This is a genomic window from Marinilabilia salmonicolor JCM 21150 (assembly GCF_000259075.1).
Lineage (GTDB): Bacteria > Bacteroidota > Bacteroidia > Bacteroidales > Marinilabiliaceae > Marinilabilia > Marinilabilia salmonicolor.
Window position 1 is genome coordinate 363,389 of the sequence record NZ_AJKI01000011.1, and the last position, 14,421, is coordinate 377,809.

At 44.3% G+C, this 14,421-nt stretch carries 10 protein-coding genes; all 10 read left to right on the forward strand.

Annotation, left to right across the window (positions count from 1 at the left end):
- The 10 genes from W7W_RS0108660 (at position 1) to W7W_RS0108705 (ending at position 14,221) form a co-directional block, all read left to right on the forward strand.
- Positions 1–1,023 (forward strand): rod shape-determining protein, encoded by a 1,023-nt coding sequence (locus tag W7W_RS0108660; protein ID WP_010663400.1) that lies wholly within the window; start codon positions 1–3, stop codon positions 1,021–1,023.
- Between the two features lie 20 nt (positions 1,024–1,043).
- On the forward strand, positions 1,044–1,874 hold the full coding sequence (mreC, locus tag W7W_RS0108665; protein ID WP_010663401.1) for a rod shape-determining protein MreC: 831 nt from the start codon (positions 1,044–1,046) through the stop codon (positions 1,872–1,874).
- Positions 1,867–2,385 (forward strand): rod shape-determining protein MreD, encoded by a 519-nt coding sequence (mreD, locus tag W7W_RS0108670; protein WP_010663402.1) that lies wholly within the window; start codon positions 1,867–1,869, stop codon positions 2,383–2,385. The genes mreC and mreD overlap by 8 nt, the downstream gene beginning before the upstream one ends.
- A gap of 21 nt (positions 2,386–2,406) precedes the next feature.
- On the forward strand, positions 2,407–4,260 hold the full coding sequence (mrdA, locus tag W7W_RS0108675; protein ID WP_010663403.1) for a penicillin-binding protein 2: 1,854 nt from the start codon (positions 2,407–2,409) through the stop codon (positions 4,258–4,260).
- Positions 4,261–4,282: 22 nt separating this feature from the next.
- Entirely contained in the window at positions 4,283–5,665 is a 1,383-nt protein-coding gene (gene rodA / locus W7W_RS0108680; RefSeq protein WP_010663404.1) for a rod shape-determining protein RodA, read from the forward strand.
- Between the two features lie 175 nt (positions 5,666–5,840).
- Positions 5,841–7,673: a DNA topoisomerase IV subunit B gene (locus W7W_RS0108685; protein WP_010663405.1), complete on the forward strand. Its 1,833-nt coding sequence runs from the start codon at positions 5,841–5,843 to the stop codon at positions 7,671–7,673.
- A 2-nt stretch (positions 7,674–7,675) separates the two neighbouring features.
- The gene (locus W7W_RS0108690; protein ID WP_010663406.1) at positions 7,676–10,321 is read left to right on the forward strand and encodes a DNA gyrase/topoisomerase IV subunit A; all 2,646 of its coding nucleotides are present in this window, start codon (positions 7,676–7,678) and stop codon (positions 10,319–10,321) included.
- 188 nt (positions 10,322–10,509) lie between these two features.
- Positions 10,510–11,037 carry a shikimate kinase gene (locus W7W_RS0108695; RefSeq protein ID WP_029510503.1) on the forward strand — a complete coding sequence of 176 codons (528 nt, stop codon included), beginning with the start codon at positions 10,510–10,512 and terminating at the stop codon, positions 11,035–11,037.
- 108 nt (positions 11,038–11,145) lie between these two features.
- On the forward strand, positions 11,146–13,404 hold the full coding sequence (locus W7W_RS0108700) for a patatin-like phospholipase family protein (protein WP_010663408.1): 2,259 nt from the start codon (positions 11,146–11,148) through the stop codon (positions 13,402–13,404).
- A 220-nt stretch (positions 13,405–13,624) separates the two neighbouring features.
- Positions 13,625–14,221, forward strand: coding sequence for an AidA/PixA family protein (locus W7W_RS0108705; RefSeq protein WP_010663409.1), 597 nt, complete (start codon positions 13,625–13,627; stop codon positions 14,219–14,221).
- Positions 14,222–14,421: the final 200 nt, after the last annotated feature.

Sequence of the window (14,421 nt, forward strand, 5' to 3'; positions counted from 1 at the left end):
ATGGGATTATTTTCATTCTTGTCACAAGAGTTGGCCATGGACCTGGGAACCGCCAACACCATCATTATACAAAACGACAAAATAGTTGTGGATGAGCCCAGTATTGTTGCATTAAACCGGCGTACCGATAAGCTTGAAGCTATTGGTGAAAAAGCACGCCAAATGCATGGCAAAACACACGACAACATATATACCATTCGTCCTCTTCGTGATGGCGTTATTGCGGACTTTAATGCTGCCGAACAAATGATTCGGGGCATGATTAAAATGATCAACAAAAAAGGACAACTTTTCACTCCGTCACTTACCATGGTAATCTGTATTCCATCGGGCAGTACCGAAGTGGAAATACGTGCCGTACGCGACTCCGGAGAACACGCAGGCGGACGAGAAGTTTATATGATTTATGAACCGATGGCAGCTGCTCTGGGAATCGGACTTGATGTGGAAGCCCCCGAAGGCAACATGGTGGTGGATATCGGTGGAGGTACTACCGAGATTGCCGTTATCTCGCTGGGCGGAATTGTGACCAACAAATCTATCCGCATTGCCGGTGATGACCTCACAGCAGACATTATGGAATACATGCGTCGTCAGCACAACATAAAAATCGGAGAACGTACTGCAGAAGAGATTAAAATCCGGGTAGGCTCCGCACTTCCCGAATTGGATGAGCCCCCGGCTGATTATATTGTTCAGGGCCCCAACCAGATGACCGCATTGCCCATTGAAGTGCCGGTTTCCTATCAGGAAATATCACACTGTCTGGAAAAATCCATCTCCAAGATGGAAACCGCTATTCTGAATGCCCTGGAGCAAACACCTCCGGAATTGTACGCCGACATTGTAAACAATGGTATTTACCTGGCAGGTGGCGGTGCATTGCTCAGAGGCTTGGATAAGCGACTGACCGACAAAATCAATATTCCGTTTCACATTGCAGAGGATCCGTTGCATGCAGTAGCACGCGGAACCGGTATTGCCCTGAAAAACCGTCACAAGTTCTCGTTCCTGATGAGATAGACCCGAATTAAAAACACAAGATGAGAAACTTCATCCGTTTCATCATTCGAAACCATTTTTTGCTGCTGTTTCTGTTATTGGAAATAGTCAGCTTCTATTTCATATTTAATTACAATCAGTACCACAGAAAGGTTTATCTGAGTTCATCCAATCAGGTATCGGGCTATTTGTACGAACGATTCAGTTCAATAATACAATACTTTGAACTGAAAAGAACCAATGAAGAGCTGTCCAGAGAAAATGCAGAATTACGCAATCAACTGGATAAGAACTCTTTTTATGCCCCAATGCTTCCGGAGATTGAAGTGGACACAGTGGCAGCTCAACAATACCGTTATTCCGCTGCCCGGGTAATTAACAACTCAGTCAACAAACACTTTAATTATCTTACGCTCAATAAAGGCCGAAAGGACGGCATTGCCCAGGACATGGGAGTCATATCATCCAGGGGTCTGGTGGGAGTGGTGCTGAATACTTCTGAAAACTACTCCACCGTTATTTCCGTACTCAACACCCGGCTTAGAATCTCGGCCCGTTTGCGTGAGACCGGCTTCTTTGGCTCTCTCTACTGGGACGGAAGCTCATACAGGTATGCCACTCTGAGCGGAATTCCCGCCCATGCCACCCCGCTTGTGGGCGATGCTGTGGTATCCAGTGGTTATTCTTCGATTTTCCCTGAGAACGTACTGATTGGAACCATCGATAAGGTAACCATTGATCAGGGAGAAGGGTTTTACGAAATACGCGTGTTGCTATCTGTTGATTTTAAGAATCTGGAATATGTCCACATCGTTGAAAAAATGGAAGCTCAGGAGCGATTGGAACTGGAAAAACTAAGTGAAGATGATTAATTTGCTGCCAAGATATCTGTTTAATTTTGTAATGCTGATATTACTTCAGGTGTTATTGTTAAACAACCTGCAGTTTAGCGGCTACGTGAATCCGTATCTTTACGTCTTATTCATCATCACACTGCCGTTCAGCACCCCCAAATGGTTGCTACTGGTGCTGGGATTTATCACAGGGCTCATCATCGATGTTTTCATGAATACTTGGGGACTGCATGCTTCAGCAACGGTTTTCATGGCTTTCCTGAGGCCTTTCATACTCAGCTCATTTTCTCCGAGAGACGGCTATGAATTAGGAACAAGACCTGTACCCTCGGACTACGGATTTGGATGGTTTTTCAAATATATGTTCATAATGGTGGCCACCCATCATCTGTTTTATTTCTTTGTTGAAGCTTTTGACAAAGATCTATTTCTGGCCACCTTGTCAAAAAGCATTGCAAGTACAATGGTAACGGTACTGTTTGTTATCATTGCCATGCTTTTTGCCAAAAGAGATTCCAACACATTGTAACCTGTTTAAAACAGAGCGTAAGTGGTAAACACCAATAACAGAACAATCGTCATCGGTTTGATAGTTTTGCTGTTAAGTCTTATATACATTGTAAGACTTTTCATGCTGCAGGTGTATGATCCGTCTTACAAGTTCTCGGCAGAGAGCAATGCCCGCCGTAAAATCACAGAATTCCCCTCCCGGGGACTAATTTACGACAGAAACGGGGCATTGATGGTTTCCAATCAGGCAGTGTATGACATTATGGTGGTGCCCCGTGAAACGGAAGCACTGGACACCCTTGAACTGGCGCGCAGCATGGGCATTGAGCTCAGTGAAGTACGTGATCTGTTTAGTGAAATGCGCAATCGCCTAAGGCAACGTCAAATCTCATCATTTCAACCATCAGTTTTCTACAAACAGATGCCTGCAGAAAAGTATGGAGCTTTTCAGGAAAAAATTTTTAAGTTTAAAGGTTTCTACGGCCAGCGACGGATTGTTCGGAAATACGAATATGAAACAGCAGCCAATGTGTTGGGCTATGTAGGTGAAATCAATGAATCGCAGTTAAAAAAAGAGCCATATTATACACAGGGTGACTACTGGGGCATCAGCGGAGTTGAGAAAACCTACGAGAAGACACTCCGCGGTGAGAAAGGGGCCACATATGTATTGGTGGATGTCCATGGCCGTCAAAAAGGAGCATTTCGCGACGGAGACCACGATGAACCCGCAGTATCCGGTAAAGATCTGACCCTTACATTGGATCATGAGCTTCAACTCTACGGAGAAAAGCTGATGCAAAACAAAGTGGGAAGCATTGTTGCCATTGAGCCTTCCACCGGAGAGATTTTAGCAATGGTTTCATCTCCATCGTACGATCCCTCACTGCTCATCGGCCGGGAGCGAAATGAAAATTTCCCAAAACTGGCAAGCGACACCCTCTACCCCTTATTTAACAGACCATTACAATCGGGATACCCTCCGGGATCCACTTTTAAGACCATTATGGCTCTGATTGGCCTGCAGGAAGGAGTAATAACCCCGGAATCACGCTTTGGATGCCAAATGGGTTATCATACCCGTGCTCTTTCGGTAGGTTGCCACTCACATCCCAGTCCGTTGGATCTTGAGGCCTCCATTCAGATGTCCTGTAACGCCTATTATTGTCATGTTTTCAGGAATGTGCTGGACAATCCCGAATATGATTCTCCGAAAACAGGTCTTGACAAATGGAAAGATTATCTGGTAAATTTTGGATTTGGCTACCGTTTAGGAACTGATCTGAGCAATGAAGGAAGAGGCTTTGTGCCCAACAGCAACTATTACGATCAGATTTACTCAGGCAGCTGGGCTTCCCTTACCGTAATATCACTAGCCATCGGACAGGGGGAGTTGCTAACCACACCTATTCAGATGGCCAACATGACAGCTGCTATTGCCAATCGCGGGTACTGGCGTACCCCTCATGTAGCCAGAGAAATTGAGAATGATACCATTCCCTCAAAATTCAAAGAGTCCCACTATGTGGGAATTGATTCAGCCCATTTTGTTCCGGTAGTTGACGGAATGGAACAAGCCATTTGGGGAGGAGCCGGAAGTACCGCGCGCATAGCACAAATACCAGGTGTTACCATTTGCGGTAAAACAGGAACTGCGGAAAACCCTCATGGAGACGACCACAGTATCTTCATTGCTTTTGCCCCGAAAGACAATCCTAAAATCGCTGTGGCTACCTATGTGGAAAATGGCACCTTTGGAGCCACCTACGGGGCTCCGATTTCGAGCCTGATTATCGAAAAATATCTGAACAAAGAAATCCACCGCACACGAAAATGGATAGAGCAACGAATGTTGGATGCAGACCTGATAAATGAGGATGAGAGCAACGATTAGATCATACAAAAACATAGACTGGATGACAGTTGTCATTTACGCCCTGCTGGTCACTTTTGGCTGGATAAACATTTATGCCGCCAACTTTGACCCGGAAGATGCTTCCGGAATCACGCTGGCTTCGGAGCCGGGCAAACAATTGATCTGGATTGGACTGTCAGTGATCATGATTGGGACACTCTTTCTCATTGACAGTAAATTCTTTGTGGAGTTTGCCTATATATTCTTTGGCGTCTCTGTCCTACTGCTGATTATGGCACTACTGTTCGGAGTTGAGATCAACGGAGCCAAAGCCTGGTTTAAGATAGGCTCCATCCGGTTACAACCTGCCGAGATGACTAAAGTTGCCGCCGGTCTTGCTTTGGCAAGAGTGATGAGCAGATACAATTTCAAGATGTCAAAACTTCGCTACATTCTGAAGATGACCGTCATCGTTTTTCTTCCGGCCGTCATCATTTTGTTGCAAAACGACACCGGTTCCGCTCTTGTTTATGCAGCCTTTTTCCTGGTCTTCTTCCGTGAAGGAATGTCACCGGTTTTTCTTTTTCTTATCGCACTCGCAGCAGTAATCCTTATTGCATCATTGCTCTACCCCATCGTTTATCTGATTTTAGGAATTTTCCTGCTTTTTGCAGGTTACATTTATCTTTCTAAACAGAAACGTCTGGCAGTAATTACAGTGGCCATTACGGCCGGAGGTTTCCTGATTGTTTACAGTGCCGGGAAACTCACCGGCTGGGAGACAGGGCTGGTCATCCCCCTGATTACAGGAATCGCTGCATCAAGTTTATTCCTGGGATTCAAAGTATTAATCAGGAGACTACCCCAAATTGGTATTGCTTTAATTTTGCTTTGGGGCATGACAGGATATACCTACTCGACCAATTATTTTTTCGATTCCGTTTTATCGGAATATCAACGAAACCGGATACTGGTGATGCTGGGGTTGGAGAATGATCCGCAAGGAATAGGATACAATGTCAACCAATCAAAAATAGCCATTGGCTCAGGAGGATTTTACGGAAAAGGATTTCTTCAGGGCACACAAACCAAGTTCGATTTTGTTCCTGAACAAACCACCGACTTTATTTTCTGCACCGTCGGAGAAGAATGGGGATTTATCGGAACCACATTTGTCATCCTCCTGTTTCTGACACTTCTGCTGAGAATCATTTTTCTTGCCGAGCGGCAGCATTCAGCCTTTAGCAGGATTTATGGTTACGGAGTCGCTGCCATTTTCTTCATGCACATCGCCATAAACATTGGTATGACAATCGGACTGGCGCCTGTAATCGGTATTCCCCTGCCGTTTTTTAGCTATGGAGGCTCCTCATTCTGGGGTTTTACTATTCTGTTATTCATCTTCCTGAAGCTGGATACCAACAGAGCCGAATTAATTCGATAGAATGATTTTATTTTGAATCGGCAACCCGCTGATTTGCATCCAAAGAAAATTATATCGAAAAATCAGATTACGAAAGATTTTTCCTTTTCGTTATATTTGGATGATTTTTTTTAGAGAATATCCGCTTAACCCTGGTCAGAAAACAATAACGCTTACAAACGAGAGGTAACAAAAAATGTTGCAAAACTATTCTGAAGATACCATACGCACACTTGACTGGAAAGAGCACATCAGGCGTCGTCCGGGTATGTACATCGGGAAACTCGGCGACGGAAATTTTGCCGACGATGGAATTTATGTACTGATCAAAGAGGTCATGGACAATTCCATCGATGAATATATGATGGGGTTCGGTAAAAAAATCAAAATCGATCTGGACGAAAAAAGTCTGGCTGTACGCGATTATGGCCGTGGCGTTCCGTTGGGAAAAGTGATTGATGTGGCCAGTAAAATGAATACCGGTGCCAAATATGACAGCAAGGTATTTAAGAAGTCAGTGGGACTCAACGGGGTAGGTATCAAAGCCGTAAATGCACTTTCCTCTAAGTTTGTTATACAGGCCTTTCGCGACGGTCAAACAAAAAAAATTGTCTTCAGTGAAGGAGAATTAGTGGAGGAATCACCCGTGGAGCCCACAAAGGAAAGCAACGGTACGTTTGTGGAATTTCTTCCCGATGAATCGATCTTTGGAGAATATGCCTTCAAGGAAGAATACATTAGCTCTTTGCTGAGGAATTACACCTATCTCAATGCCGGTCTGGCCATCCATTTCAATGGAGAAGTCTATCGCTCCGAAAACGGATTACTGGATCTGCTGGATGAGCAAATGACCGAAACCGGCCTCTATAAAATCATCTCCCTCAAAGACGATGATCTGGAAATAGCTGTTACCCACTGCAACCAGTATGGAGAAGAATATTACACTTTTGTAAACGGTCAGCACACCACTCAGGGAGGAACCCATCTGATCGCTTTTCGGGAGGCTTACGTAAAAACCATCAGGGAGTTTTTCAACAAGAATTTTGATGTTGCCGATATTCGTTCCGGAATTGTAGCCGCTGTGAGCATCAAGATTGAAGAACCCGTATTTGAATCTCAGACAAAGACCAAGTTAGGTTCCAAAGATATGTCGCCTGGCGGAATGTCCGTTCGCAACTATGTGCTGGATTTTGTGAAGGAAAAACTGGATAACTTCCTCCACAAAAATCAGGAAGCAGCCGAAATCATTCACAAAAAAATTCTGGAATCGGAAAAAGAACGCAAGGCCATATCCGGTATTCAGAAACTGGCACGTGAACGCGCAAAAAAAGTGAGCCTCCACAACAAAAAACTGCGTGATTGCCGCATCCATTTCGACTCTAACCATGAGCGAAAAATGGAAACCTCCATTTTCCTTACTGAGGGAGACTCCGCTTCAGGATCCATTACCAAGGCCCGGGACGTGGGCACACAGGCCGTCTTCAGTCTTAAGGGAAAACCCCTGAACACCTACGGCCTCACACGGAAAGTAGTCTATGAAAACGAAGAATTCAACCTGCTGCAGGCAGCCTTGAACATAGAGGAAGGACTTGAAACTCTGCGCTACAACAAGGTCATCATCGCCACAGATGCCGATGTGGACGGAATGCACATACGCCTGTTGTTGCTGACCTTTTTCCTGCAGTTTTTTCCGGAACTGGTAAAAAACGGCCATCTCTACATCCTGCAGACCCCGTTGTTCCGGGTTCGGAATAAGAAAGAGAGTTTTTATTGCTACAATGACCAGGAACGTTATGAAGCCATGAAAAAACTTGGTAAAAATGCCGAGATTACCCGATTCAAAGGTTTGGGAGAAATCTCTCCGGATGAATTTACCCATTTTATTAACAGGGACATTCGTCTGGAACCGGTAAAGATGAAGAAAGAAGATGCTTTTAAGGATGTTCTGGATTTTTACATGGGAAAAAACACTCCCGACAGACAGAATTTCATCATTGACAATCTTGTGGTTGACGAAGAAATGCTATAAAAATGACTGACGAAAACGATAAATATCCTGAAATACCCGGAGAGCCCGAAGAGGAAAACAACGAAGAAATCAACAACTCCGACAATTTCGCTTCACAGGCCGAAACAGAACCTGAATTAAAAGTTACTGCACTTCAGGGAATGTATCGTACATGGTTTCTGGATTACGCCTCTTATGTAATTCTGGAACGGGCTGTACCTCACCTCAATGACGGTTTAAAGCCTGTCCAACGACGTATCCTGCACGCCATGCGCAGAATGGAAGATGGCAGGTACAATAAAGTGGCCAACATCATTGGTTTTACCATGCAGTTTCACCCGCATGGTGATGCCTCCATTGGCGATGCACTGGTGCAGCTGGGACAAAAGAACCTGCTGATTGATATGCAGGGCAACTGGGGTAACGTCTTTACGGGCGACCGTGCTGCAGCCCCGCGATACATAGAAGCCCGGCTGACAAAATTTGCCCAGGAGGTGGTATTTAACCCTAAAACCACGGAATGGAAACCTTCATACGATGGCCGTAACCAGGAACCGGTAACACTTCCGGTTAAGTTTCCCCTGTTGCTGGCGCAAGGGGTTGAAGGAATTGCCGTAGGTCTGGCTTCCAAGATTCTTCCACACAACATCGCCGAACTCATTGATGCCTCCATTGCACAACTTAAAGGACAATCATTTGAGTTATACCCCGATTTCCCGACAGGCGGAATGATGGATGTTTCGCGCTACAATGACGGGCTACGCGGGGGAGCAGTGAGAGTACGTGCCAAAATCAGCAAGCTGGATAACCGCACGCTGGTTATTTCAGACATCCCTTTTGGAAGAAACACCTCCTCCCTTATTGAATCTATCCTGAAAGCCAATGAGAAGGGTAAAATAAAAATCAAAAAAATTGATGACAACACCGCACAAAAGGTAGAGATTCAGGTTCACCTTCCGGCCAACACCTCGCCCGATAAAACCATTGATGCACTTTATGCTTTTACCGATTGCGAACTGTCAATTTCGCCCAACTCCTGCGTAATTCGCGACGAAAAACCCGCATTCCTCGGAGTCAGTGAGATTCTTAAGAATAACACCAACCATACAGTTCATTTACTCACCCGGGAACTGGAAATCAGAAAAGGAGAACTGGAAGAAGCATGGCACATGTCATCGCTGGAAAAAATCTTCATCGAGAATAAAATATACCAGCGTATTGAGGATTGTGAAACCTATGAGGCCATTATCAAAACCATTGATCACGGTCTGGAACCTTTCAAGCTTCAGCTTCGACGGAAGGTTACACGGGATGACATTCTTAAACTGATGGAAATTCGGATTAAACGAATTTCTAAATATGATTCCAAAAAAGCCGACGAATACATCGCTTCACTCGAAGAAGAGCTGGAACAAGTGGAGTACAACCTAAACAATATCATTCCTTTTGCCATTGAATATTACAAGGGGCTGAAGAAACGATACAGTTCACACTACCCGAGAATGACAGAAATCAGAAGCTTTGAAAACATTGAAGCTTCCAAAGTGGTGGTTAAAAACGAAAAACTCTTCATCAACCGTGAAGACGGATTTGTAGGAACAGCATTGAAGAAAGATGAGTTTGTCTGCAACTGTTCCGACATCGACGATATTATCATTTTCTATAAAGATGGCCGCTATCTGGTAACAAAAGTACAGGATAAGGCTTTTGTCGGGAAGAACATCATTCACATAGCCGTTTTCAAACGCAATGATTCCCGTACCATTTACAATGTGGTTTATCGCGATGGAAAACAAGGAAACACCTACATAAAACGATTTGCAGTAACGGGGGTAACCCGCGACAAGGAATACAACCTCACAAAAGGGAAAGAAGGTTCAGAAGTTCTCTATTTCAGTGCCAATCCCAATGGTGAAGCAGAAGTTTTAAAGGTAACCCTGAAACCACGGGCACGATTGCGCAATCAGATATTTGAGTTTGACATGGCAGAACAAGCCATCAAAGGGCGGGGCGCCCAGGGTAATATCCTGACCAAATATGCCATTCACAAGATAGTGCTGAAAAAGAAAGGCGAAAGCACCCTTGGAGGACGCAAAATATGGTTCGAACCCGAAATCCTTCGTCTCAATGTGGATGGCAGAGGCAAATACCTGGGCGAGTTTCATAGCGGCGACCAGATTCTGGTGATGACCAAAGACGGGCAATTCTTCCAGACCGGTTATGATCTGGCCAATCACTATGAGGACAATATCCTCTACATCGAAAAATTTGATCCGGAAGTTGTATGGTCAGCAGTCTATTACGATGCAGATCAGGACTTTTACTATCTAAAACGGTTCCAGGCAGAGCAGGTTAGCAAACCCCAGCGATTTATCGGAGATAACCCCAAATCGCATCTGGTTCGTCTGACACAAGTGGATTATCCCAGACTGGAAATAAAATTTGGAGGTGAAGATAAAGACCGGGAAAAGGCCATCGTAGAAGTGGCTGAGTTCATCAATATCAAAGGGTACAAAGCCAAAGGGAAAAGACTCACGACCTATCAGATTCATAAAATCATGGAACTGGAACCCATCATAAAAGATGAACCAATGCCCGAAGAACAGGACGATGAGGAAACCGGAAACGATGAGGAAGAAGAAGACAACAACCAGATGTCTATCTTTTAGGGGGAAAGAGCCCTCTAAGTCCCCAAAAGGGGATCTGAGCATTAAAAAGCTTCAATGTCATTAAAACCCCGGATGTGGAGAAACAAAATCTCTGCTAAAATCCGGGAGACAAGCGATAATGCGGCAAAATCATTATACTGAAAGGCGCATGAAATTAAGAATACAGTCACTCTTCTAAGTCGGGAAAAATGCAATATCCAATATATCTAACCGGATTCATGGGCAGCGGCAAAAGCACCTTCGGCCGCCTGCTGGCTCGTGAACTTGGATTTAAGTTTATTGACCTTGACAAATACATCGAAGAAGAGGAAAGAACAAGCATCTCTGAGATATTTGCCAGGTATGGAGAAGAAAAATTCCGTGAAATTGAGCGTCTGGCTGTTCATGAAAGTACAAAGTCAGGAAAGGCAGTTATTGCCACCGGAGGAGGAGTGCCCTGTCACTTCGACAATATAGAGATTATGAATAAACACGGTCTGACCATCTATCTCAAAGTATCACCCGAGGCCCTCACTGACCGTTTGATGCCTGCCAGAGAGCATCGCCCGCTAATTGCAGGAAAAAGCAGAGAAGAATTACTGGCTTTTATCAGGAGTACCCTGGCACAAAGAGGCCCCTATTACAAGAAAGCCTCGCTTACGGTAGATACAACAGAGCTTTCTCCGGAAGATTCTGTCAGAATTGTCATGCAGGCACTAAATTCAAAACAAGCCTGATTATTGTCGGTTCAGTAGCCCCGAAAGCACTTTTAATCAATTATTAATCTCTTAATCATGCACCGTAACCGGGAATCTTTTACTTTTGCATAAAATCCGGTTACAAGCATGAGAAATTCTATACCATTAATCATACTGATTTATCTGACTTTAGGGTTTCAGCTTCAAGCTCAGGAGAACCACCCTAAAATAGGGCTTGTACTAAGTGGAGGCGGGGCCAAAGGACTGGCTCACATCGGTGCATTAAAAGTATTGGAAGAAGAGGGGATTGTTCCCGATTACATCACCGGGACCAGCATGGGCAGTATCATTGGCGGACTCTATGCCATAGGATACACTGCTGAAGAACTGGATTCGATCGTCAATAATGTATCCTGGACTGATTTGCTTTCGGATCAGATTCCTCTCTCCTCAGTTTCTCCGCAGGAAAAGGAAGATTACAACCGCTATCAGGTAGAGTTCAACATTACACGCGAGGGACTGGAAATTCCATCGGGACTGGTTCGGGGACAAAAGATCAGTGAACTAATATCCCGGCTAAGCTGGCATGTGACAGACATTCAGTCGTTCGACGACTTCCCCATACCGTTTCGTTGCGTTGCAGCAGACCTCATCAGTGGCAATCAATATATTTTTGATCAGGGAAACCTTACAACGGCACTCAGGGCCAGTATGTCTATTCCATCGGTTTTTTCACCAGTGCGGTTAGATTCTATGTTACTGGTGGATGGGGGAATTCTTAATAACTATCCGGTTTATCTGTGCAAAAGAATGGGAGCTGATATCATCATCGGTGTCAATGTAGGTTTTGAGGAAAATCCCGACGATGAAGGTCCTAAAACGCTACCCGAAATATTAATGGCATCGGCCACAATCGGAGGAAACCTGGCCATGCGCAGGGCTATCAGAAGAACAGATTTACTGATCTCGCCCCAACTGGAGAAATACAATACCGCCAGTTTTTCAAATGCCAAAGAAATTATCCTCCTGGGAGAAGAAGCTGCCAGGCAGCAGACAGACTCCCTCAGAAAACTCATGGCAGAGAATAATATTGTACCGCAGATTTTGCCGGAAGTGGATAAAAAGAAGGCAGAAAATAAAATCGTATCCAGAATTCAAATTCATGGCCAGGAAAGTACAACACAACAATTTTTGCTGGGAAATATGCGTGTACAGCCCGGAGATACCATTACCAGTGAACTGCTTCGCACAGGCATTGAAAGAGCCATGGGAACCCGCCATTTCGAAAACATCACCTATCACCTTGCCCCATTGGATCAGGGCTATGTACTGGTTTTAAACGTGGAAGAAAGTAATCCGGCCAAAACTAAATTTTCAGTTCATTACGATAATGAATACAAAGCAGGGCTATTGGCCAACCTGACCGTAAGGAACCTGTTTGGGAACTCTTCGCGCACCTCCCTGACCACCGACATTTCTGAAACACCCCGACTAAATGTATATCAACTTAATTATCTGGGGGAAAAACAAATAGCTGCCGCCAAGACAGGCTTTACCTACGAAAACAATAACCTGCCTGTTTATCTGGATGATGGCTCCAAATATGGAACCTTCAAACAACAATATGCATCCGTTTATGCCGGTTTCCTGACAAATCTGGGCACCTCCTGGCAAATGGAAACTTCGGTACGATACACACACTCAACGCTACAGAACAGAAGTGGATTTTCAGACATTTTTTATGCAGGAGTGGAGCGTTTCGGAAACACCTTTCTTTCTACCCGGTTCGATTTCAATTACAGTTCATTAAACCGACGATATTTTCCGGTCAGAGGTTCTAAAATCAATCTTTTTTACCGATTCAATATCGACGGGAAAGAGCTTTACAAAGGCAGCAGCAACGGAAAAGAATTGGTAGCACCCCTTACCAACATTCCCAACCGGCAATACTTTTCACTTGGCGGCCACTGGCAAAAATATTTCCCGGTAAGTCGTAAATTCACCCCAGGCATCAGATTATCCGGGCAATTTACAAACAAAGCAGCTCCGTTGCTCGACTTAACATTTATCGGAGGACTTCCCTTCAACAACCGCAGTAACGAAGTACACTTTATCGGTTACTCATTCAGGGAAAAGCTGGTGGAAGATTTTGCCCTGGGGGAAATCGATCTTCGATACCGCCTGCTTCAACAAATTCACCTGAATATCCAGGGAGGAGTGCTGTTTTCCACCATAAATCTGCCCGAGCAAATTGAACCCATCGGTCTGGACAAAACAGAAACCGTTTACGGTTACGGCTTAATGCTGGCATACGATAGTTTTTTAGGCCCCTTACAGTTAGGAGCAGGAAGCAATAACACCGACCACAGGTTACGATGGTACTTCAATTTTGGGTTCAATTTCTGACCTTAACCAGATGACAGTTCTGTAACTTCACGAACAATTGCATCGCAAAGCAACTCTAAAAAATTAACCATTCACTCAATATTTCGTTCCATTCACTCATTCTTTTCGGAATCAGATCCTCCTGCCACTATATTCACATTGGATTAACCTCCCAAGCCTTTACGACCTATAAAAAACCGAATATCCCCGGCCTTTGGTTAAACAATTAAAACCAGGCAAAATGAGCAATGTGATTGGAATGATGGTATTGGTAGATTCTGCGGCCCTTCTGAAAAACCGCAGAATCCAGGAATTTTTAAAGCAAAATTCAGAAGCCAGAGAGATTCCCGTATTTACCATCAGAGAGGAAGATGAGTTTTCTTCTTCCATATATATGGTGGCAGACCACCGTCATGTAGTAAATGGTCAGGGCACCAACAACCTTACCATAAAGGCCGCTCCGGGAGATGAGCTACGATGGTGGGAAACGAACATCTCAAATAATTCTCCATTCGAAGTAATAATTAAAGAGGTATCTCCTGCAACAAATACAAACTTAAAATGGCAGGACATATTTCACCACACTCCCAGTCTGAATCTCTCGAGCTATACAGGAAACCAATCCATTGGTCTTAAAGGAAAAGACTTATTCTGGACTGCTGCATTTACCGACCATAAATATCAAACTCAAATAAAAGAAGACACCCTTTTGAGTGAGCTTAATATAAATCTGGATTACCACATAGATTTACAAATTATGAATAAGTCGCATCCTGAGGAAAAGCCAGTCTGCATTTTCAGATGGTTCCCAAAAATACAACTTCAGGAGGCATCTTAACCCTTAATCCTAATACTACTCTCTCTATCTCAGTTTGTCTGGAAGATAGACCTGTCAGCTGCTCTGGTCAAGCGCTGGCAGGTCACTTCTACAAGTTTTTTTCTCTTCATAAATATTGACTCCCCCCGGGCATCTACCAAAAGGGATTTCATCCCTTAAACCCTGAATTACTTTTTTTGTCTTGACACAAAAAAAGTAAT